23 protein-coding genes are annotated in these 21,656 nt (G+C 68.0%); 12 read left to right on the forward strand and 11 right to left on the reverse strand.

Annotated elements, in window-relative coordinates:
• Window positions 1–37: 37 nt before the first annotated feature.
• Both ACWEWT_RS03970 and ACWEWT_RS03975 read right to left on the reverse strand, forming a co-directional pair.
• On the reverse strand, window positions 38–1,105 hold the full coding sequence (locus ACWEWT_RS03970) for a nucleoside hydrolase (RefSeq protein ID WP_452555899.1): 1,068 nt from the start codon (window positions 1,103–1,105) through the stop codon (window positions 38–40).
• A 106-nt stretch (window positions 1,106–1,211) separates the two neighbouring features.
• A complete protein-coding gene (locus ACWEWT_RS03975; RefSeq protein ID WP_452555901.1) occupies window positions 1,212–1,979 on the reverse strand; it encodes an MHYT domain-containing protein in 768 nt (255 codons plus the stop codon).
• 440 nt (window positions 1,980–2,419) lie between these two features.
• Between ACWEWT_RS03975 and ACWEWT_RS03980 the strand changes: the two genes are divergently transcribed.
• Entirely contained in the window at window positions 2,420–2,653 is a 234-nt protein-coding gene (locus ACWEWT_RS03980) for a hypothetical protein (protein WP_452555903.1), read from the forward strand.
• A gap of 223 nt (window positions 2,654–2,876) precedes the next feature.
• Here the strand turns inward: ACWEWT_RS03980 and ACWEWT_RS03985 are convergent, their stop codons facing one another.
• On the reverse strand, window positions 2,877–3,800 hold the full coding sequence (locus ACWEWT_RS03985; protein ID WP_452555905.1) for a helix-turn-helix domain-containing protein: 924 nt from the start codon (window positions 3,798–3,800) through the stop codon (window positions 2,877–2,879).
• A gap of 435 nt (window positions 3,801–4,235) precedes the next feature.
• Here ACWEWT_RS03985 and ACWEWT_RS03990 point away from each other — a divergent pair, with 435 nt between their 5' ends.
• From ACWEWT_RS03990 to ACWEWT_RS04015, 6 genes are all read left to right on the forward strand, one after another.
• Window positions 4,236–4,805 carry a hypothetical protein gene (locus tag ACWEWT_RS03990; protein WP_452555907.1) on the forward strand — a complete coding sequence of 190 codons (570 nt, stop codon included), beginning with the start codon at window positions 4,236–4,238 and terminating at the stop codon, window positions 4,803–4,805.
• An 18-nt stretch (window positions 4,806–4,823) separates the two neighbouring features.
• A complete protein-coding gene (locus ACWEWT_RS03995) occupies window positions 4,824–5,684 on the forward strand; it encodes a hypothetical protein (RefSeq protein WP_452555908.1) in 861 nt (286 codons plus the stop codon).
• A gap of 298 nt (window positions 5,685–5,982) precedes the next feature.
• Complete coding sequence (locus ACWEWT_RS04000; protein ID WP_452555910.1) at window positions 5,983–6,186, forward strand: hypothetical protein; 204 nt, start codon at window positions 5,983–5,985, stop codon at window positions 6,184–6,186.
• Between the two features lie 66 nt (window positions 6,187–6,252).
• Window positions 6,253–7,155 (forward strand): Sir2 family NAD-dependent protein deacetylase, encoded by a 903-nt coding sequence (locus tag ACWEWT_RS04005; protein ID WP_452555912.1) that lies wholly within the window; start codon window positions 6,253–6,255, stop codon window positions 7,153–7,155.
• An 11-nt stretch (window positions 7,156–7,166) separates the two neighbouring features.
• Window positions 7,167–7,580: a secondary thiamine-phosphate synthase enzyme YjbQ gene (locus ACWEWT_RS04010; protein ID WP_452555914.1), complete on the forward strand. Its 414-nt coding sequence runs from the start codon at window positions 7,167–7,169 to the stop codon at window positions 7,578–7,580.
• A 28-nt stretch (window positions 7,581–7,608) separates the two neighbouring features.
• The gene (locus tag ACWEWT_RS04015) at window positions 7,609–8,691 is read left to right on the forward strand and encodes a Gfo/Idh/MocA family protein (protein ID WP_452555916.1); all 1,083 of its coding nucleotides are present in this window, start codon (window positions 7,609–7,611) and stop codon (window positions 8,689–8,691) included.
• Window positions 8,692–8,985: 294 nt separating this feature from the next.
• Here the strand turns inward: ACWEWT_RS04015 and ACWEWT_RS04020 are convergent, their stop codons facing one another.
• From ACWEWT_RS04020 to ACWEWT_RS04040, 5 genes are all read right to left on the reverse strand, one after another.
• Window positions 8,986–9,624: a class I SAM-dependent methyltransferase gene (locus ACWEWT_RS04020; RefSeq protein ID WP_452555918.1), complete on the reverse strand. Its 639-nt coding sequence runs from the start codon at window positions 9,622–9,624 to the stop codon at window positions 8,986–8,988.
• Window positions 9,625–9,685: 61 nt separating this feature from the next.
• A complete protein-coding gene (locus tag ACWEWT_RS04025) occupies window positions 9,686–10,402 on the reverse strand; it encodes an MBL fold metallo-hydrolase (protein WP_452555920.1) in 717 nt (238 codons plus the stop codon).
• 194 nt (window positions 10,403–10,596) lie between these two features.
• Window positions 10,597–11,187, reverse strand: coding sequence for an LppU family putative lipoprotein (gene lppU / locus ACWEWT_RS04030; RefSeq protein ID WP_452555922.1), 591 nt, complete (start codon window positions 11,185–11,187; stop codon window positions 10,597–10,599).
• A 1,080-nt stretch (window positions 11,188–12,267) separates the two neighbouring features.
• Window positions 12,268–12,960: an SGNH/GDSL hydrolase family protein gene (locus ACWEWT_RS04035; RefSeq protein WP_452555924.1), complete on the reverse strand. Its 693-nt coding sequence runs from the start codon at window positions 12,958–12,960 to the stop codon at window positions 12,268–12,270.
• Entirely contained in the window at window positions 12,957–14,180 is a 1,224-nt protein-coding gene (locus tag ACWEWT_RS04040) for an MFS transporter (protein WP_452555926.1), read from the reverse strand. The genes ACWEWT_RS04035 and ACWEWT_RS04040 overlap by 4 nt, the downstream gene beginning before the upstream one ends.
• A gap of 268 nt (window positions 14,181–14,448) precedes the next feature.
• Here ACWEWT_RS04040 and ACWEWT_RS04045 point away from each other — a divergent pair, with 268 nt between their 5' ends.
• Window positions 14,449–15,048: a TetR/AcrR family transcriptional regulator gene (locus ACWEWT_RS04045; protein WP_452555928.1), complete on the forward strand. Its 600-nt coding sequence runs from the start codon at window positions 14,449–14,451 to the stop codon at window positions 15,046–15,048.
• A gap of 61 nt (window positions 15,049–15,109) precedes the next feature.
• On the opposite strand, the gene ACWEWT_RS04050 is transcribed toward ACWEWT_RS04045, so the two are convergent.
• The 3 genes from ACWEWT_RS04050 to ACWEWT_RS04060 all read right to left on the reverse strand — a co-directional run bounded on the left by ACWEWT_RS04050 (window position 15,110) and on the right by ACWEWT_RS04060 (window position 18,775).
• Complete coding sequence (locus ACWEWT_RS04050) at window positions 15,110–16,231, reverse strand: NAD(P)-binding domain-containing protein (protein WP_452555930.1); 1,122 nt, start codon at window positions 16,229–16,231, stop codon at window positions 15,110–15,112.
• Window positions 16,232–16,518: 287 nt separating this feature from the next.
• The gene (locus ACWEWT_RS04055) at window positions 16,519–18,108 is read right to left on the reverse strand and encodes a sensor histidine kinase (protein WP_452555932.1); all 1,590 of its coding nucleotides are present in this window, start codon (window positions 18,106–18,108) and stop codon (window positions 16,519–16,521) included.
• The gene (locus ACWEWT_RS04060; RefSeq protein ID WP_452555934.1) at window positions 18,101–18,775 is read right to left on the reverse strand and encodes a response regulator; all 675 of its coding nucleotides are present in this window, start codon (window positions 18,773–18,775) and stop codon (window positions 18,101–18,103) included. Before ACWEWT_RS04060 ends, ACWEWT_RS04055 begins: the two co-directional genes overlap by 8 nt.
• A gap of 120 nt (window positions 18,776–18,895) precedes the next feature.
• On the opposite strand from ACWEWT_RS04060, the gene ACWEWT_RS04065 reads away from it, so the two are divergent.
• The 4 genes from ACWEWT_RS04065 (at window position 18,896) to ACWEWT_RS04080 (ending at window position 21,475) form a co-directional block, all read left to right on the forward strand.
• Window positions 18,896–19,273, forward strand: a complete 378-nt coding sequence (locus ACWEWT_RS04065) for a PepSY domain-containing protein (RefSeq protein ID WP_452555936.1) — start codon at window positions 18,896–18,898, stop codon at window positions 19,271–19,273.
• 194 nt (window positions 19,274–19,467) lie between these two features.
• Window positions 19,468–20,169, forward strand: a complete 702-nt coding sequence (locus ACWEWT_RS04070) for a dienelactone hydrolase family protein (protein WP_452555938.1) — start codon at window positions 19,468–19,470, stop codon at window positions 20,167–20,169.
• Between the two features lie 91 nt (window positions 20,170–20,260).
• Window positions 20,261–20,413 carry a hypothetical protein gene (locus ACWEWT_RS04075; protein ID WP_452555940.1) on the forward strand — a complete coding sequence of 51 codons (153 nt, stop codon included), beginning with the start codon at window positions 20,261–20,263 and terminating at the stop codon, window positions 20,411–20,413.
• Window positions 20,414–20,734: 321 nt separating this feature from the next.
• On the forward strand, window positions 20,735–21,475 hold the full coding sequence (locus ACWEWT_RS04080; RefSeq protein WP_452555942.1) for a beta-mannosidase: 741 nt from the start codon (window positions 20,735–20,737) through the stop codon (window positions 21,473–21,475).
• The last annotated feature ends 181 nt before the right edge of the window (window positions 21,476–21,656 follow it).

Genomic DNA, 21,656 nt, shown 5'->3' on the forward strand with positions numbered 1-21,656 from the left:
TACCTCTCGCTCGGTTCGGGCAGAGTTCGCCGGCATATCAGCGGAGCCGGGCGCCGGGGTCTGCGCCGGGTTCCCCGGGATAGACGGCCCGGGCATGGTCGCCGATCCGGGCGATCATCCGGTCGAAGAACTGCACGGGGTCGGTGCCGACGACGATATCGGCGTTGGGCGGGCGACCCCACATCCCGGTCCAATCGGCGACGGTGGTGGCCCGGGTGAGTGTGCCCGCGAGCTCGACGTCCACGGTCGCCGGCCGGGTGCGGGCCAGCGCCGGGTCCAGCGCGACCGCCGCGGCGAACGGGTCGTGCATATGGGCCAGATAGCCGAGGTCGTAGCCGTCGTGGAAATCGAAATAGAAGCGGACCGCGTCGGTCAGGTACCGGATGATGGGATTGCTCGCCGCCGACCGTGCCTCGGGTGGATCGGCGGGGGAGACCGTCTCGATCGGGAGGCTGCCGGCGCGTTCGGCCAGCCGGATCAGATGTGCGGGCCGCATCTCGATGGTTTCGGTGATATCGAGCGCGCAGACGATCGGGCGGCGATCGGGCGCGGCCGCGGAGAACGCGTCGAAGACGATTTTCGCGGCCTCGGGATCGACGTGGATATTCCATTCGTTGGTCGGCGTGGTGTTGCCGGGGTGGTTGAACGCGCCGCCCATGATCACCAGCCGGTGCAGCAGCCGGGGGAGTCCGGGCTCTTCCCGCAGAGCGAGTGCCAGATTGGTGAGCGGCCCGGTGCACAGACCGATCAGCTCCCCGGGATGGCGCCGGGCGAGGTCCACCCACATCTGCGCGGCGCTGCGCGTCGAGATACTGCGCGTCGGGGCGGGGAGTTCGGCATAGCCGACCCCGTGCGGTCCGTGGGTGTCCTCGGTGGTGCGCAGCGAGATCTCGAGTGGATCGGCCGCTCCGAGCGCCACCTCGATCTCCGGTGCCCGGGCCAGCTCGAGCCACGCCAGATTATTGATCGCGACCTGGGCCGCGGGCACATTACCGGCGGTGGAGGCGATACCGGCTATCTCGGCGTCCGGGCTGGCGAGCAGATACAGCAGTGCCAGGGAATCGTCCACGCCGGTGTCCACATCCAGGATGATCCGCTGTCGCACCCCTCGACCCTATCGGGGTGGCATCGGGAAGCATCCGGCGCGGGTCGTGTCACGTGACGCATTTCGGACAGGCAGCCGAAATGTCGCGGCGTGGACGGTTCCGGGCTCAGTCGCGGGTGGGCCAGTAGTTGTCGGCCGCGGGCCGGCGCGATATCGCCGCGCCGCCACTCACCTCGGTGAGACCCAGGTGGAACAGCATGCCCACGGTCAACAGGCTGACACCGACGATCAGTGGAGTCAGCAGTTGCGCCGCTCCCGCGCCCGAGGGTGTCATATGGTGCTGCGTGCCCAGATGCATGGCGTACATCCCGGTGTAGTGCATACCGGCCACGGCCACGCCCATCACCAGCGCGGCGCCGATAGTGGCCAGGGTGCCGCGGACATTGAGGGTGAACCAGAGTGCGGCGGTCGCCGCGATCACCGCGATCACCATGGACAACGATACGGTCGACCAGTCGTAACCGATTTCGACATCGGTCTTCATGGCGTACATACCGGCGTAGTGCATGGCACCCACGCCGATCCCGGTGACCACGCCCCCGACCAGCAGGCTCTGGCCGCCCAATCGGCGTTGCTGGGCCAGGCACAGTCCGGCCCAGACCACCACCATGGCGATGGCCGCACTGATCAGCGTCACGGGCACGTCGTATTTGATGGCCGCACCGTCGATCCGGAATCCCAGCATGGCGATGAAATGCATGACCCAGATCCCGGTGCCGCCGATGGCGACCGACGCCGCGATGAGCCAGCCGTCGAACGGTGATTCGCTGCGTACGCGGCTCATGCACCGTAGCCCGAGCAACGATCCGGTGAACGACATGATGTACGCGACCACGGGGGTGAGCCAGCCATGGCTGAAGTGGTCGATCTGCACCGGTGTACCTCCTTGCTGGGTTGGAATACCGCCCCCCGAGTAGCGGAACGCGAGTATTCCAAATTGGTGTACGTGCAGGAGGTGAATTTAGAGGAGGTATGTCATAAAAAACAAGGGCCGTAAAAACGACATCGGCGCACCTGCGACACGATGTCGGACGCGGCGGGCTCGGAGATCCCATTATGACGCGGGACACAGTACCGGAAACTCTGATATGAATTCCGGCAATCGATCGGCATGTCGTTTCCGGCACCCACCGGGCCTCGATTCGGTCGAGTTACGAGGTGCGCCCAGCGGATTCGGCGAATACACCTACGACCGGTCCCCGGTTCGCGAATCCCGGGTGCAAGTGACCATATGTCGGAGGCCGATCCGAGTTTCCGGTTGCGCTGTGCGTCACCGGTCCTCGGCGTAGGCTTCGGACAACTCGAAGGAGACCCATGCCTGGCACATCCAGCCGCAGCACCACCCCCGTCGATCACGATATCCCCGAGTCCGATCTGGCCGAATTCGCGGAGATCCGCAGTGCCGAACGTGCCGAGGCCGCCCGCCGCAGCGCCGTCGCCGCCCGGATCGTCGCCGGCCATTCCACCGATGCCGCCGACTGCCGCAACCTGCTCGCCATGCTGGGTCTCGACGCGGAAGCGGGCAAACTCGCGGGTATCCAGACCTGACCGATCGGTGCACCGTCTCGGGTGGCGGCCGTACTCCGGTCGCTGCCCGGCACGTAGGCTCGGAAGATGCCTGTTACGGCGTCACTGTACGAGCACCCCTCGGGTCCCCGGGCCGATGCTCTCGACGATCTGGCCGAGTTGATCGGTGGCCGATCGATGGTCGTGCTCACCGGCGCCGGTATCTCCACCGATGCCAAAAGTGAGAAGGGGCACGGGTGCGTACCTACTGCGGAACGTCGGTCTCGCCATCCGCAGCTGCACGCCACTTCGCTGCCCATTCGGATCGGAAGTGGTTCGGCGGCAGGGCATCGACGGCAGCCCGAACCTCGTCTTGTGCAAGGGCGACCCGGCCGAGGGTGCGTAGAACGCGGGAGCGCTGCAAGCCGTAGAACCCCGGGCCGTACCAGTAGCCGGAGTCCGGGGGCGTCTCGCCGTCGAGTGTAGTGATGGCCTTGTCGGCGTCGAGGAGCAGTCGATCGGCCTCGTGTGCCTCGCCGGCCAGGGCGTGAATCCGAGCGCGCTGGAACTGCTCGTAGACGTGGAGGTGGGGGTCGGCGCCCCTGACCGTCATGGCCGCGTCCGACATCGCCTGAGCTGTGGCCCGGTCGCCCGATTCGAGGAGCACGTAGGCCGCGAAGCTCAGACCGTGTACCAGGCGGTCGGGGTGGCCGGAGTCCTTCGCCAAGTTGAGAGCCCTGCCCAGGCTGCGCCGCGACGCCCCACTGGCCCCTGTGGCGTGTTCGAGCCATCCCCGGAACTGCGACACCTCCGACGCCAGCGCGGTTACGTTGCGGGCAGGGGCCGACTGTACGAACTGATCCGTCATTGCCGATATACCCGCGACCGCGGGCAACACGGCAACGGGTCCGGTGGCATCCTCGAGGCGGCGGGTGGCGGCCAGCATCACAGACACGTCATTGAGGGCGCTGGTGTCGATCCTGGCCAGCTTTTCGGTCACTGCGGTCAGCCTGCTCATATCCACACCCAGGGCGGCCTCGTATGCGCTGAGCACCTCGGGGGTAACGGCGCGCTGGCCCGATTCGACACGGGACAGGTAGCTCGGGCTGTAGTGGGTGAGCCGGGAGACCTCGCGCAAGGAAATGCCAGCGGATTGCCTTGCTGTGCGCAGAGTCCGGCCGGTATCCATTTGTCCTGTCCCGTCCGAGTTGGCAACACCTGGCAACAGGATATGCGTTCCCGCTGGACCATCGCGTCCGTAGCGTCGGATGGGCGCCGCGCCGTCGGGTGTTCGGGAAGTCCCCGACGGCGGGGCGAGCCAAATAGGGGTCGAACGACAGGGGTTCAGATGCACGAGACGACACGAGAACCATTGCCGACGAGAGTGCGGTGCTACGCCGATGGGGAAGTGCCGCGCAGCAAGTGGTGGATAGTTCCGACCATCCCCCACCTCGAGCGGCTCTTGGAGTCCATGCGGCGGTGGGTCGAGGACGGTTCCTGATGGCGAACATGGTCCTGGTGGTGCTGGTAACGGCCCTGCTAGGGCTGACGGTGTTCTGGTTTCGAGCGAGTTAGGGTTGACGCGATTTTGAGTTCCGGGGTAACGAGGGGAAGGCGATACAGAATGAGCGATTCCAGGTACGACGAAGAGGCGCAGCAGGTTCCGGAGTGGAAGGAATTCTCTCGCCCCGAGCGGATTTCCGAACAGGTGGACCGACTGTTCACCGAAACACTGCCGAAGGTTCCTGTCGGTGGCGCGGGCGGCTGGGAAACTCCTGCCGGTGATCCGGTGTCCCCGATGCCGCAGGCCGACCGGTACAGCGATGACATGGCCCTGGAGTGGATTCCGGGGGTGTTCGGCTACTTCCTCCCGAACGAGGACGCGCTGGTCGGTTCCGATGATCCGCTGATGGTGGACCAGTGGGTGTGCTACATCGTGAACTACTTCACCCAGCACTGCGGCGGTCGGCTCGTCAACATCCCCAGGGTGGCAGATGGTGCGCTCTACAGCTACGGGCCCGCGGTCGTTTACGAATGGACACAGGAGCGAGTCGACTTCCCGGTGGACCTGCTCTACAGCGCTGTCGAAGAGGGTGACTTCACGGTCATCACCGACGAGTGGTACGACCGTGAGACCGAATTCGCCGAAGTTCACGGGTTGCCCCACAAGGGTGTCGACCTCGCCAACGGATAAGCCCGGAGATGTCGGGGGATGTCCGTCGAGGATGAACGTCGTCGTCGGTCCGAACGGGGGCGCAAACACAATGAACGGGGTCGCCGCTTTCATCTCGGGATGGCCGAGGCGCGCGGCGAGACGCGAGAGAGCGGCTGGCGATACGAAGCAACGGTAAAGCTCGGCAACAACCGGGAGCGCAGGCACGATACCGCCCGGATGAACGAGCGCGGTGGGTTGGACTTCACCGAGTACAAGGGCGGCAATCTCGTCAGCGGCGATACCGCCAAGGGGCAGCTGGCCAAGGACCGGGAGATCCTCGAGCGCGACATCAACGCCCGGGGAACTTGGGTCCTCGTGCAGGGATCGGCCGGCCGCGAGTTCCGTCGAGAGCTGGAAGCGATGGAGCGAGACTTCAGCGAGAGATTTCGCGTCGTCGAAGTCACCAAGACTCAGGCAAGAGAGGCACGCCTGGCCGGCCGGAGGATCGAACGCGAACGTGAGCTCGCACAGCCGGAGTTGTTCGATTCGAAGGCACTCCGGACGCAGCAGCGGATGCGGGAGCGGGAGGAAAGACGCCGCGAAAAGGCCCGCACCCAGGAGGCGGCCGAACGTGCCATCGAGAAACAGCGGCTGGAGCGGGAGGCCCGAGAGCGAGAACGGGAACTTCGCGAACGACGAGAAGCAGCCCAGCGACTTGCCGAGCGTATGCAAGAGGAAAGGGAAGCTGTGGCGCGTGGCGAACCGCCCAAGACGACCGGTATGGAAGCCAGGGATTTCCTTGCACTTTCGGGCCCACCACCCGGGACTCATGGGCCCGAACGCCAGGCGCCAGCGGTTACCCGAGGTCGTGGTCGAGGGCAGGATCTGACGCGCGACCTGCACCGCGAAGGCCGCTGACCAAAACGAAAGCCCCCCACTCGTCAGGACCGTTTACCGATCCCAGCGAGTGGGGCCTTTCAGATGCTCGGCGGCGGAGGAGATGGGTAGTGCGGATCGGACTCCAGGGCTTGCGGTAGACCTGGTCATCCCAGGCGCGGTGGGTACCGATCTCGGTGCGGAGCCTGGACAGCGTGCCTTCGACGATTTCCGGCCTGGCTTCGGCCCGGTCCATTCGCTCCAGGGGCGGAGCCGGCCAGCTTCCCGTAGAGCGATGCCTCCCGTTCGCCCCGCCTCAGGAACCACGTAAAGACCGCGAGTGCGATCCCCGGGATGGTCCCCAGCGCGAGGCCGATCAGCATTACCGCTTCCAGTACTTCTCGACAGCATCGGCCACAGAATCACTGCTGTCGCCGCCCGGATCGTCGCCGGCCATTCCACCGATGCCGCCGACTGCCGCAATCTGCTCGCCATGCTGGGTCTCGACGCGGAAGCGGGCAAACTCGCGGGTATCCAGACCTGACCGATCGGTGCACCGTCTCGGGTGGCGGCCGTACCCCGGTCGCCGCTCGGCACGTAGGCTCGGAAGATGCCTGTCACGGCGTCACTCCACGAACATCACTCGGATACCCGGGCCGATAGCCTCGACGATCTGGTCAAGTTGATCGGTGGCCGATCGATGGTCGTGCTCACCGGCGCCGGTATCTCCACCGACAGCGGTATCCCGGATTATCGCGGACCCGATGCGCCGCCGCGCAATCCGATGACCTACCAGCAGTTCGTCGGTGATCCCGTATTCCGTCAGCGCTATTGGGCGCGGAATCATGTGGGCTGGCGGCATATGGACGCCGCTCGCCCGAACACCGGCCACCGTGCGCTGGCCGAACTGGAACGGCGGGGAGTGGTCACCGGTGTGATCACCCAGAACGTCGATCTGCTGCACACCAAGGCGGGCAGCCGCCGGGTGATCGATCTGCACGGTAGTTATGCCCAGGTGCGCTGTCTGGGGTGTGGTGCGAAGATCTCCCGGATGGCGCTGGCCGAACATCTGGAGCTGGCCAATCCGGGTTTCGCGGCCGATTCGGTGACCGGCCTCGAGGTGGCGCCCGATGCCGATGCCGTCGTCGAGGACACCAGCGGTTTCCGCATGGTGGACTGTCCGCGCTGTGGCGGGATGTGGAAGCCGGATATCGTCTATTTCGGGGAGAGCGTACCGGCCGAACGGGTCGCGGCCGCCTACGAGCTGGTCGATGCGGCCGAGGTGATCCTGGTCGCCGGATCCAGTCTGACGGTGCTGTCGGGTCGACGATTCGTCCACCGGGTCGCCCGCAACGGTGGCACGGTCGTGATCGTGAACCGCGGCGCCACCCGCAGCGACGACCTGGCGCACCGCCGGTTCGACGCCGGATGTTCGCCGGTGCTGGCGGGATTGGCCGAACGTTGCCGGGGCCGTGGAGCGCGCCCGGCGGCCGCGGCCACCGGATCCGCGTAGGCTCCCCGGTTATGCGCAGCACAGTGATCGCGGTGCACACCGGCCGCAACGAAATGGTCCGTGACATCACCCCGGAGTGCCGGGCGTTCGTGAACGAAACAGGCGGTGACGGCCTCCTGCACCTCTTCGTACCGCATGCCACCGCCGGAGTCGCCGTCCTGGAACTGGGTGCGCACAGCGACGAGGATCTACTGTCCGCTCTGCGCGATCTGCTGCCGGCCGATGATCGGTGGGTGCACGCACACGGATCGCGCGGGCACGGGCGCTCCCATGTGATGCCCGCGCTCATCGCCCCCTATGCGACAGTTCCGGTGCTGGACGGCGAACCGGCGCTGGGGACCTGGCAGTCGATCGCGCTGGTCGATATCAATATCGACAATCCGGAGCGCGAGGTGCGCTTGTCTTTTCTGACCTCCGCGGGGTGAACGCGGCAGCCGGGTAACGTCGGCGGGTATGAGCAGCCTCGAAGTCGCCATCATCGGATACGGGCTGGCCGGATCGGTGTTCCACGCGCCGCTCGTCGCCGCCGAACCCCGGATGCGGGTCGCCGCGGTGGTGACGGGTTCGGCCGAACGGGCAGCACAGGCGCGGCGCGAACACCCCGGGGTCCGGGTGCTGCCCGATGCCGACAGTCTCTTCGCCGATATCTCCGGTATCGACCTGGTAGTGGTGGCGGCGCCCAATCGGGTCCACGCCGAACTGGCGCGGCGGGCGCTCGAACTCGGAGTCGCGGTCGTCGTCGACAAACCGTTCGCCGTCACGGTGATGGAAGCCGAGGATCTGCTGCACTGCGCGCGCGAACGCGGGGGAACGCTCACCGTTTTTCAGAATCGGCGCTGGGACGGCGATTTCCGGACGGTTAGAGAGCTCATGGCCGACGGTGCGCTGGGACCGGTGCGCCGCTTCGAATCACGGTTCGAACGCTGGCGTCCGGTACCCAAGGGCGGTTGGCGTGAGGTCGGCGGCGCGGCCGATGCCGCGGGGATCCTGTACGACCTGGGTAGTCATCTGGTCGACCAGGCGCTGACCTTGTTCGGGCCGGTCGAGACCGTCTACTGCGAACTGGCCGATCGCCGTCCGGGTGTCACCACCGATGACGATATGTTCCTGGCACTCACCCACGCCGGCGGTGTGCATTCGCATCTCTGGGCCAGCGCGGTGGCGCCACTGCTGGGGCCCCGGTTCCGGGTCCTGGGTGATCGGGCCGGGTACGAAGTGCACGGTATGGATCCCCAGGAGGCGGCGCTCCGCGACGGCCGCCGGCCGGGCGACGGCGAACCGTGGGGTGTCGCGGCCGAATCGGATCACGGGGTGCTCGGCGCCGGTTCCGAGGTGGCGCCGTACCCGACCCTGCCCGGCGACTACCCCGCCTTCTACGCGGCCACCGCCGCCGCCGTCCTCGACGGTGCTCCGGTCCCGGTCGACCCCGCCGACGCACTCGCCGGGCTCCGGATACTCGAGGCGGCTCGTGAATCCGCCGCCGCGCGCGATCGCGTCACGATCGGCATCGCGGATCCGGGCCGGATCGATCGCTGAATTACGCAGGGCACTATCGCGGTCGACATCATGGGGTGCCGCCGTCCGCATTTCCGGGCCGGCGCCTCGGCAACAATCGACCGGCACTCCGGAAACAAGCGACCGGCACTGTCCTGTCCCGGGGATCGCCCCCGGTGCAGTAGAACGACACGGGTCATGCGCGGGACGGGACGTCGAGCCGGCTTCCGTGGAGACCCGTCCGGACCGAACTGCCCTCGAGCACTGTGCCGCTCGGGCCGGGGCTCGGGAATCACGCATCGGAAGTGCTCCCCGAACGGAGCATATTCCGGTTCGTCACCGATCGGCACGGGCGAGCGAGAACACCGCGACCAGGAATTCCGAATCCGCGGTGAACGGTCGCAGGTCCCAGGTGGACAGTAGGAGATCCACCGCGAGTCCCTGTTCGGCCGCGTCGGTGCGGAATTGCGCGAAATCGTAGCCGCGACCGGCACCGAATCCGGTGACCACCCGGCCCGCCGGCGCCAGATGACGGGCGAATCCGTTCAGCACCGCCGGCCGGGTGGCCGGGGCCAGGAATGTCATCACATTGCCCGCACAGACGATCACATCGAAATCCCCGGCTATACCGTGGGACGGTAGATCCAGTTCGGCGAGATCGCCGACCAGCCAGGTGGGTCCGGGATAGTCGGCCTCGGCGGCGGCGATCAGTACCGGGTCGATATCGACCCCCACCACCGCATGTCCCGCGTTGTGCAGATGCCCGCCCAGACGTCCGGGACCGCAGCCCGCGTCGAGTACCCGGCCGCGCCGGCCCAGCATCGCATCGATCAGCCGGGCCTCACCGAAGATATCGTGCCCTTCGGCCGCCAGTGTCCGGAACCGCTGTACATACCAGTCGGAATGGGCGGGGTCGGCCGCGGTGAGTTCTTCCCATCGGCTGGGTGTGCGCTCCGGTGGTTCGTGCGCGCTCATCGGGTTCCTCCTCGCTCGGTCACCGGGTGCGGGTGGCACCCGGGTGGAACCCTACGGCCTGTCAGACGGCGAGCCGGTTCTCGTAGACCGTCGCGAGGTCGTGCAGGGCCGCGGCCCCGTCACCGGTGAAGCTGGAACCGTGCATCACGGCGAGTGTGGACGGCCGCAATTCGGCCAGCCGGTGCAGCGTCGCCGGCACCGCCGGTCCCAGCGATGTCGCGTGGAAAGCGTCCTCGGCGGCCTCGGCCGGTCCGATCAGATCGCCGCCGGTCAACGCCGGACCGTCACCGAGCTGGGTCATCAGATCGCCGCAGAACAACACCCCGGTGTCCTCTTCGTAGAGCACCCGCGCTTCCCAGTTGTGTGGTGCGTGCGGGGTGTCCAGATGCTGGATGCGGCGGTCACCCAGATCGATGACCTCGCCGTCGGCCAGCCGGCGCGGCAGCCGGTCGGCCAGATCGTCCAGGGATACCTGACAGCCCACGACACCGTGCGCGACCCGGGCGTGCGGAGCGGCGGCGAGGAACAGATTCATCGCGCCGCTCTCGTCGGCTTCCACATGGCCGAAGGTGATCCAGCGGATTTCGTCCACCGGACGGATGCGCGCTATCGCGGCCGAGACCGCGGGAAAGAGGCCACGCATTCCGGTATGGAACAGCAGCGGTTCCGCGGCATCGACGAAGAACTGGTTGAAAGTGAAACCCGTCGGGCCCACCTCGGGGACGAAGGTGGAGAAGCGGTAGGTACGGTCGGCGATCTCGTCTGTTCGGATATCCATCGCAGCAGTCCTGGTAGCGCCATCCCCCCGCCAGATGTGGACAGAACGCGTCTTCGGTACCGGGTTCCCAGTGTATCTCCGGCGGCGGCCGGTCGACAGCGTCCGCCCTCGCCGGTCCGGCCGGCACCGGACAGAGCGCGCGTGGCCTCACACCCCGAGGTGAGGCCACGCATGCCGAGCTGTGCGGTGTGGTGCTACACCTCGGCGACGCAGGTGACGAGCAGGCGCTCGTCGTAGGTGTAGTAGCTGGTCGCGTCGTCCGGGCAGCCGGCTTCGTCGGTGGTTCCGGTCAGGATCTTCACCACGCGGACGGTATCGGGCTTACCCGGTGTGCACGGGCTGTGGGTGGGGCTGTCGCTGCCGGTCGGCACCGTCATGCACTCGCCTTCGACCCAGTCGATATCGAGGCAGAGGGCGCCCTGCTCGCGGCCGCCCAGCGTCACGTAGTACGTCTGATCGACATCGGACGCGCAGCCGTCCTGGGTGGGGGCCTTGGCGACCACCTTGTAGTTCGATTCCGCCGAACCGCACTGGGCGTGGTCGATCTCCGCGTCCGTCATCGTTCCCGAGAGCGTGACGCAATCGCCGATGGCCGCGTCGAAGTCGACGTCGCCGCCGGTGTCGTCGCCGTTCTGTCCGGCGACGGTGGTGGCCGGTGACGCCGGCGAACCCTCGACCGAATCCTTCCCGCCGCTACACCCGGACAGGGTCAGCACAGCACAGCTCAGCACGACGAGGCCTGCCATGACTCCGGGGATCCGGAGCACGGGCGAACGTCGGGACATGGGGACTCCTTCATGGAAATACGTGATGGTGAACAGTGTTCGGGCAGTGCGTGATTCGGGATGGGTACCTGGGAATGTGATGTCTCCGGGCACAGTGCCGTGGAGATCTCGGTTCCGGGTGCGAACAGGTGATCACCGCCGAACGTGCGGGCTCCGAGTTTGCCCGGACATCGCTACCCACTCCCCATACGGCCGACGACGACCATCCGGGCGGCCGATCTCTCGGCGACACACCACCGGTACGGGTGATGTGGGGAGGTGTCCGGACCGGTATGTCCGAACGGGAACGGCAACGGAATCCACCGAGCCGGTTCTCCGTTGTCTCGGTGGAACAGCCACCTGTGAATGCTCGCGTGAGCCTACCGGTCGACCCCCCGACCCGCAGTGATCGCGGGGATTGTCGTCCCTGCCCCGGATCCCCACCACGCCCGTGACCTACGGCCGAAGCTTCCCACGTCGGTACCTACTCCTCCTCGTTCGTGCCCGGCGCAGATCTTAACCGCTCGGGCCGACAAAGTTGATTTTGTCGGGAGTTTGCCCGCCGGGGGAGCTGCCGCCGCGCTCGGCCGGCCGGCGCCGGATACCGGTGCGCCGGACCGACTCGGCGGTCGCGCGCGGCCAGCGCCGTCCGGGAGGAGATATGCAGTCTGGCGCCGGGTGAGCCCCTCGAAAACGGAGCCCGCCCGTCCTGTTCCAGGGTGGCCTGGACGAGTGCGGGCACCGGCTGTCCGGAGCGGTGGCCGCCCGGGAGCCGGCGGGTCCCGGGGGTGCGGAATCGTGCGCGGGCCGCAGTTCGGCTGTGGGGTCGACCGGTCCGATCTCGACCGGTTGCGGCGCCGGTCCTTCGGATCGCTGTCGCCGGTCAGCGCCGGCGACGACGCGGCAGCACGGTATCTCGACCGCCGGTACGGGGGCAGCGTCGGGCGGCGTGCACCGCGCGAATGCCGGCTCCGTCGAGTCGGGCCCTCGCGAAGCGGATACCGAGCGGAGGGTGCTCCCGAGCAGGCCCGGCCGGACGCGGGAGTCGTGCTCGGTAGGCCGTCGGCCCACCGGGCAGCCAGGTATTCCCCGGCGCAACGGTCAGGCCGGATGGACGGGTGCCGAGATCCGCGCCGCCAGTGCGCGGACCATCTCCGTCGCGACCACCGCGTGCCCGCTGGTCGTGAAATGGATGAGGTCGGCACTCATGAGATCCGGGCGCAGGCGCAGCGGATGCGCCCAGAAATCCACCAGCACCGCGTCGTATCGGGTGGCCACCGCGTGGACGATATCGTTGAGTTCGGCCATGCGCGCCCGCATCGGCCGCATCGGCGTCATTCGGGCGGGCTCCCAGACATCGGCGACGGTGAACGCGCACAGCTGGGCGCCGGTTGCGGCCAATGCGGAGAACGCGGTGTCGAGATTCGCCCGCAGCCGGTCGGTATCGCCACCCGGATGGAACAGATCGTTGCCGCCGCAGCTCACATGGACGAGGTCGGGCCGGAAATCGAGTACTCGGGCGAGTTGCTCGTCGAGCAGCTGTCCCGTGGTGGCGCCGATCCGGCCGGTGTTCAGGTAGGACACACCGGGATTCGCCGCGGCGAGTATCTCCGCGACACGGTCGGACCAGCCGATATCGCGGTAGCCGGCGGATGCGTCGCCCACTCCCTGGGCAATCGAATCGCCGAGTACCGCGTATCGCCGCCACGGCGCGCCGGCGAGTAGAGCGCGGGCGGTGGCCGGGTCGATCAGCATCGGATCGTCGGATTCGGTGCGGTGCTGGTCGTGGGTCATATCGACTCCTGTCGGGACGGTACGGCGATGAGGCAGGCGGCGACGGCGGCGAAGCCCGCGCACAGCAGGAACAGGGTGTGGAAGCCGGTCTGTGGTTGTCCGGGGTGCGCGGCGAGAACCGAGGCCAGTACGGCGATGCCGAGTGCTCCGCCCAGCTGCCGGGCCGTCAGGTTCATACCGGTACCCGCCGCGAACCGGTGTGGCGGTAGAGCGTTCGCGGCGGTGGCGCCCAGGACCGTCACCGCGATACCGACACCGCCGCCGCCGAGTGCTCCGGCCGGTATCCACGCCGACCACAGTGCCGGGTCCGGGCCGAACGTATCGGTGCTCATCCAGACGAGCGTGGTGCCGAACATCAGGACACCGAGCACACCGGTCCAGCGCCGGATCCCCGGTGTGGTGATACGCCCGGTGAGCGTGGCGGTCACCATCGACGCCACCGCCCCCACGCTCATGGCCGCGGCCGAACCGAGGACCGAATAGCCCCACAGCGCGTCGAGGAACATCGGCCCGGCCAGCAGCCAGGCGAACATGGCGGCACCGAACGCGAACGAGGCGGCATTGGCCAGCGCGAACGGTCTGCTGCGCCAGAGTTCCACCGCGAGCGCGGGATTCGGGTGCCGGAAGGATCGACGCAGCGCGGCGAGCGCGAGCACCGTCGCGAGCCCGAGGACCGCCAGCGTGCCGGGCGCGGTCCAGCCCCAGCGCTGCCCCTCGGTCACCCCGGCGACGAGTCCGCCCAGCCCCAGCGCGATCATGATCGTGCCGAGCGGGTCGGGTAGGGCGGTGTCGGTACGCCCGGTATCCGATGCCGGCAGGCGGAAAACCATAGCGGCCAGGGTCAGTGCGACGGGCACATTGATCACGAAGACCGAACGCCAGCCGGCGGTTTCGACCAGCGCACCGCCGAGCGCCGGGCCCACGACCGCGGCGAGACCCCCGGCCGCCGACCAGACCGCGACAGCGCCGCCGATCCGTTCGCGCGGGGTGACCGCGAGCAGTGCGCCGAGGGCGGCGGGCACCATCAGCGCGGCGGTCGCGCCCTGCGCCACCCGTCCGGCGACGAGCCAGCCGGCGTTCGGCGCGAGTCCGCACAGCAGCGAGGTGAGCGCGAAACCCGCCAGGGCCCAGAGTAGAACGGTGCGCCGTTCCACCGCGTCGGCGATCCGGCCGCCGGGGGTGAGTAATGCCGCGAAGGCGACGGCGTAGCCGCTGACCACCCAGGTCAGGGTGGTCGGGGTGGTCGCGGGCGAGGGAGGGGAAGGCGATATTGACGACCGACAGGTCGAGAAAGGCGAGGAAGGCCGCGCCGGCGGCGACGGCGAGTACGCCCCCGGCGCGTGCGGTGGGCTGCGGGCCGGTGGTCCGTAGGGGTATTTCGGTCATGGAAGTCCTGAAGGCTGGAGGAAACAAAACGTACGAACGTTCGTATAGAAAAATACGACCGATCGTTCGTATTGACAAGCGGGGAGTGCCAGAATGGGTCGTATGGCGGAGGCGAGTACGGATCAACGGCTGGTGAAAGGTGCTCGATCCCGGGCCGCGATCGCCCGGCACGCCGCGGATGTGGCGTCGGTCGAAGGGCTCGCGGGGGTCAGCCTGGGCAGACTGGCTACCGATCTGGGCATCAGCAAGAGCGGGATCGCCACCCTGTTCAAAACCAAAGAAGCACTCCAGCTGGCGGCGGTCCGGGCCGGGCGCGAGGTGTTCGTCGAACAGATCATCACCCCGGCGCTCGCCGTGCCCAGAGGTCTGACCAGGGTGCGGGCTCTGGTCGAACGGTGGTTCGGCTATATCACCGATCCGGTGTTTCCGGGCGGCTGCTTCCGCGCCGCTGTGCTCACCGAATTCGACAGCAGGCCCGGCCCGGTACGCGACGCGGTCGTCGCCGACCACGAAGACTGGATGCGGTTCCTCGCCGGGGAGATCCGCAAGACTCAGGAGACGGGGGACCTGACGGGGCGCGACGCGGAGGCGCTGGCCTTCGAGTTCGATGCCGTCGTCAGCGCCGCCAATACGGCCCGGCAAGTGGGCGACGCGGCGCGGGTCGCGACCGCGCGCCGGATCCTGGACGATCTACTGCGCTGAGTCCGGCGAGTGTCCGCGGCCGTGCCGATGATCGACCCGCCCGCCCGCGTGGTCCCGGTATTCAGCCCATGCCCAGATAGCCGGTGAGTTCGGCCGCGGCCGCCCGCCCGGCCCGGTTCGCGCCCACTGTGCTGGCGGACGGTCCGTAACCGATCAGATGTATACGTGGATCCACTGCGACCTGCGTAGCGAGTCTGCCGGTCATGGTGATCCCGCCACCCGGCCCGCGCAGGCGCAGCGGGGCCAGATGGTCCAGGGCGCTACGGAATCCGGTCGCCCACAGGATCACCTGTGCGGGCTGGAAACTTCCGTCGGCCCAGCGCACGCCCTCTGGCTCGATATGGTCGAACATCGGCCGGCGGCGCAGTACACCCCGGTCCCGGGCCGCGCTCAATCGGTCGTCGAGCGGAAGGCCGGTCACCGAGACCACGGACCCGGGCGGGAGCCCCCGGCGCACTCGGTCCTCCACGACAGCCACGGCCCGCCGGCCCGCGTCCGCGTCGAACCCGGTCTGCCGGAACGCGGGTTCGGACCGGGTCACCCACGTGGTGGAGGTGACCCCGGATATCTCGTCGAGCAACTGGACCGCGGAGATACCACCACCGACCACGACCACATGCTGCCCCGCGAATTCGTCCGGGCCGCGGTAGTCGCGGGTGTGCAGTTGCCGGCCGGTGAAGGTCTCCGCGCCGCGGTAATAGGGGATGAACGGATGCTCCCAGGTCCCGGTGCCGTTGATCAGGCCGCGTACCCGCAGCGTCCCCGCATGGTCGGTTTCCGCGTGCAGCAGACCGTCGCGTTCACTGCGATCGCACACCACCCGCACAGTGACCGGCCGGCGGACCGCCAGCTCGAAATGTTGCTCGTAGCGCTGGTAGTAGCGCGGCACCGCGGTCGCGGCCGGGACCTCGGCGCCGACCGCACCCGCGCCGGTGGCCGCGGCGTTCTCCGCGAAAGCCATACCGGGCAGGTCGTGCACCCGGTTCACGGTGCTCAGGGTCAGCGATGGCCAGCGGAACTGCCATGCGCCACCGGGGCCCGGGGCATGGTCGACGATCAGGAAATCCCGCCCGGGGACGAGTCCGCGCCGCCGCAGGTGATAACCGGCCGAAAGACCGGATTGCCCGGCGCCGACCACCAGTATCGGGAAATCCGGTTCGGCCGGGCCGTCCTCCTGCGTCATGATCGCCGATGCTAACCCGCCCCCCGGCTACGCAGGTCCGCGGCCGTGCTCCGGCCGGCGCGGGTGCCTCACCGCGCCGGGCCACCGAGCCCCGGTCCGGCGGGGCGCGCGAGCACACAACACCTACCGTCGCGCCGTCTGTCCGGCCCGCGCGGTCGGTCGGGCTCCGGGGCAGGCGAAACGGCTCGAAGGTACACAGACCTGGGTGATCACCGCCGCTCCTGCCGGATACCGTCGCGCCGGGCGGCTCGTGACCACTCTGTCCGGTCTGGTCGAATGCGTGCCGGTCATCCCGGTTCAGGGCGTAACCGGAACTCCACCACGAATCGAGCGCCCCCGGAGTCCGCGGATTCGACCCGGATCGTGCCCTCGTGGCGCTGGACCACATCGCGGACGATCGCGAGTCCGAGCCCGGCACCGCCGTCGTCCCGGCTGCGGGCGTCGTCGAGCCGGACGAACCGCTGGAAGATCCGCTCCCGGTCGGCCTCGGGTACCCCCGGGCCGTCGTCGGCTACGGCCAGTACGGCTCGGCCGCCTCGCCGTTTCAGCGTCACCCGCACCGCGGTCGCCGCGTGCCGCTGCGCATTGTCGACGAGGTTGCCCAGAACCCGGCCGATCTGGCTGCGGCTACCGGTGATCACCAGCGGTTCGCGCGGGAGATCGGAGCTCACCGGTGCGCGGTCGCCCACTCGATGAGCCAGCTCGTCCCGGACCAGCGTCGCGAGGTCGACACGGTCCGACCGGGGTTGCTCACCCGCGTCGAGCCGGGCCAGCAGCAGCAGATCGGCCGCGAGATGTTCCAGCCGGACGGTATCGCCCAGCAGTCCGTCGAGTTCGAGCAGTCCCGGATGGGCCTGCGCCACTTCGAGCTGGGTGCGCAGGCTGGCGATGGGGCTGCGGAGTTCGTGCGCGGCGTCGGCGATGAACCGGCGTTGTCGTTCGGAGGACTGTTCCAGTGCGGCGAGGGTCTCGTTGGTTGTCGCGGCCAGCCGGGCGATTTCGTCGCGTGCGGCAGGTTCCGGGACCCGCCGCGACAGATCCCCGTGCATGATCTCGGCGAGTTCGGACCGGATGGACTCGACCGGGCGCAATGCCCACCGGGTCACCAGCCAGGTCACCGCGGCGACCACCGCGAGCAGCAGCGGCAGGCCGATCAGCATGGCTCGCCGGACATCGGCGACCGCGCTGTCGGCGGTGTCCAGTGAGGCGCCCGCGTATACGGTGACCGGTCGGCCGTCGGTGGTCGCACTCGTGAGCGCGGCTACTCGATAGCTCCCCGGGTCGGAATCGCCCACCGTCAACTGTGTCTGCCCGAAGACGGGTTCGGTGGTCGAGGCCGTGTCCTGCGCCGGGGCGGTGCGTGCCCCACCCGCGGTGTTCCCGGTGCCGGAGGTAACGGTTCCGGGTTCCGTTGTGTCCTTCTCGTCTTCGGAGTCCTCGTCCTCGTCCTCGGAGTCCTCGTCGTCTTCGTCTTCGTCGTTCTCGTCTTCGGAGTCGCTGTCAGCCTCGTCTTCCTCCTCGGAGTCGCCGTCGGCGGCGGAGCCCGGTCCGAAATCGGCCATCGGTCCCTGACCCCGCAGTTCGTCCGCGGCGGCCAGTACCAGTCCGTCGGCCGAAACGACCTGGACCGGCTCGTCTTCGGGGTCCGGGAGGCGTAATCGGTCCAGCGGAGTCCCCGCCTCCACCTGCCCTGTGATATCGCGAACGGTCTTCGTGGCCTGCAGATCCGCACTGTCGACCAGATTGCCGCGCAGTGCCGCGAGCACGATGAGACCGGTCGCGGTGAGCGCGACGGCGACCACCACCGTGGCCGCGGTCGTGGTGCGCGCCCGGACCGAACTCCACCAGGTGCCGCGGCGGCGCATCCGCTCAGCCACGGGCCGCCAGCCGGTACCCCGCCCCGCGCACTGTCAGAATCGTCCGGCAGCCGAAAGGCGTATCGATCTTCCGGCGCAGCGTGCTGATGTAGACCTCGACGATATTCGGGTCGCCGTCGTAGGCGAAATCCCAGACATGCTGCAGGATATCGGCTTTCGATACGACCTCGCCGGCGCGCACGGCGAGCTGTTCCAGTACCGCGAACTCCTTGGCCGTGAGGGAGACCTCCCGATCGCCGCGACGGCAGGTGTGCGTGGCGGGGTCGACGATCAGATCGCCGATGCGCAAGACCTGTACGCCACCGCGGGTGCGGCGGCGCAGCAGCGCCCGGATCCGGGCCACCAGAACCACATACGAGAACGGTTTGCTGAGATAGTCGTCGGCGCCGGTGTCCAGACCCTCGGCTTCGTCGTATTCGCCGTCCTTGGCGGTGAGCATCAGGACCGGCGTCTCGTGACCGGCGGCGCGTAGTGTCGCGCACACCCGGTATCCGTTCATACCGGGCAGCATGATGTCCAGGATGATCAGATCGTAGTCGGTACTGGTCGCCCGGTGCAGGCCTTCGGCTCCGTCGTGAACGACGTCGACCGCGAAACCCTCCGCGGACAACCCTTTCGCCAGAGTGAGGGCGAGGCGTTTCTCGTCCTCCACGATCAGCAGACGCATCCACCAAGAGTGGCAGACGGTTGCTGAAATCTTCTTCAGGTGGCTTCAGGTCGTCTTCAGCATCCCCTTGCCACAGTGGTGACCACATTCGGGACGAACACCCACCCAGGAGGTTTCACCATGGCAAGCGTTATTCGACACGCGGTCGCCGGTCTGCGCTGGATTCTCATCGGTGCCACTGTCGCGGCCGTGGTAGTCGGCGCCAGCATCGGCGTCGCCGCTGTCTCGCTCGGGCACGCCCCGCAGATCGGCACCGCCGCGCAGAGTACGCCGAGCACCGAGTTGTCACTGGTCGCGGAGCAGGGAATCGATCGTTCGCGGGCTATGGAAATCGCGGCGGCCGCGGTACCGGACAGTCGCGCGGTCTCGGCCGAATTCGATACCGAGCATCGCACGCCGGTCTGGGAGGTGGAGGTCGTGACCTCCGCCGGTGTGGAATACGAGGTGACGGTGGACGCGCAGACCGGCGCGGTCGTCGGCGCGATCGACCACGATTGATCTGCTCTCGCGCCGGATATCCGGGCACCGGCTGCCGCCACCACCGCGGCAGCCGGTGCCCTTTTCGGTCGGGTGGGATCGCCGTCGTTCACCCGCCCGCGGTATCGCCGATCACACGGGGGCACCACTTCCGGCAGTAGACTCACCCCCGCTGTTGTCTGCGAGAGTTCCGGATCGAACAGAGGTGACCGCTGATGACGATGCTCGAGCTGTCCGCCCCCGACGGCGATATAGCGGCCGTATGGGAGGCGCCCGAAGGCGCCGGACCGTGGCCCGCGGTGGTGCTGTTGCACGATGCGATCGGCCTGACCGCCGATCTGCGCCGCAACGCTCGGATGCTTGCCGATAACGGCTATCTGGTGATAGCACCGGATCTGTTCTCCCGCGGGCCCCGGTGTGTGCCGGGAGTTTTCCGCGAGCTGCTGTTCACCGGTGAGGGAAAAGCGGTGCGCGATATTCTCGCCGCACTGCGGCGGGTGCGCGATGATTCGTCGTGTACCGGCCGGGTCGCGGTGGCCGGTTTCTGTATGGGCGGGGGTTTCGCATTGCTCACCGCGCCAAGGGGTTTCGACGCCGCCGCTCCCTTCTATCCCACCGGCCGCGGCAACTACGCGGAGACGCTGCGCGGCAGTTGTCCGATCGTCGCGAGTTACGGCCGGCTGGATCCGATCAATATCGGTCGTGCGCAGCGGATGGAAGAGGTGCTCGACGACTACGGCGTGGCGCACGACATCAAAACCTATGCCGGAGTCACTCATGGGTTCGCCAACCGGCTACCGGCGGACCCCGTACTGCGGGTGACGGGACTCGGCTACGACGCGGAGGCCGCCGACGATGCGTGGCGACGCGTTTTCGCGTTCTTCGAGGCGCATCTGAAAACTCCTTCACCGCATTGACTTTCGTCATTGTGGGCCATGTGGGGAGCGGCGTGTGTGTGCAGTTCCCTGTTCCCGGAGAAGGGAAGCGTTCCTCCGGAACCTCAAGCCGTTGAATATCGTACCGTTCAACAACGGCATAGTTGCCGCGGTTGCGTCCGGCGTCCTGATCCGGGCGGTTCGATCCAACGGAAGGGAGTCGGAGATGTCCAGGAACTTCTTCAGCTACATGCTGATGATGATGGTCATGATGATGATGTTCTGAGCGATCCCGGGCCTACCCGGGAGAATCGAGGCGGAACCATGTCGGTTGGCCGGCTAGCGGTCGTGGACGGTGGTCTGCGCTTGGACGGCCGGCCCTGGTGGCCGGCCGGGCTCGTTGCCTATCAACTCGCCACCGACTGGTCGATCAACCGCGGATGCGGCGCGCAGGTGGATCTCGACCGTTATTTCGCCGCCCTACCTTCGAACTCCCTCACCCGTTTCGACGCCTTCGAATCGCTGGCCACCGATAAAGTCACCGGTCTGCGGAACTGGTCTCCGATCGACGCGGTGTTCGCGGCCGCCGCCCGGGCACACGCAGTGGGTGATCCCGGTACTGACCGCCCAGGACGGCGCCTGCGAGGACGAGGTGTTCAAGGAATACGACTGGTATGCCGACGGCTGGCGGACCGCGCCGCACGGTGCGGCCGCGTCCTTTCGCGACTGGGTGATCGCCGCGGTCGGCAGGTGGCGGTCCGCCCGTGCGCTGGCCGCCTGGGAACTCGTCGGCGAACCCGAGACCAGCGTATGCGCCGATCGCGGCAGCGGTGCGCGAGAACGAACGTGCCCACCCGACGCCGCCCGGGTACTGCGGACCTTCATGGACGAGGCGGGTGCGGTGGTGCGCCGGCTCGCGCCGGGACAACTCATCACCGCGGGACTGCTCGGCGGAGGCCAGTGTGGTTCCGCCGCGGACGATTACCGCTATATCGCCGAATCGCCCCAGGTGGATATCGTGCAGTACCACGACTACGGGGCCGACGGTATCGCGCTACCCGGTGACCGGTGGAACGGGTTGGCTCGCCGGATCGAGCAGGCCGCGGCTACCGGTACGGCGCTGCTGGTCGGCGAAATCGGACAGTACTGCGACGGTTCGCGAGCCGAGCGGGATCGGCGTGCCGCCGATATCGACCGCAAGATCACCGGTCAGCGGGCCGCCGGCACCGCGGGTGCGCTGCTGTGGGCCTTCGTGCCCGATCCCCGAACGGGCACCCCGACTTTCGATATCGGCCCCGCCGATCCACTGTTCGATGTGCTCCGGCGTCACAACACCGCACCGCAGTGAGTCCCAACGAAAACGGATGAGCAGGTCGCGCGTGGTGGCGACCTGCTCATCCCGGCGCACGCTCCTCGACGAGCAACGCGCGCTCCTCCGGTTGGATCCGACGAGCGGTACAGACGTGACTCACCCGGCGGGCCGGGACATTCGGGCACTCGCGTGACCGGCGCTGTTACCGGGCGAGCGG

This window comes from Nocardia sp. NPDC003963, from assembly GCF_053605105.1.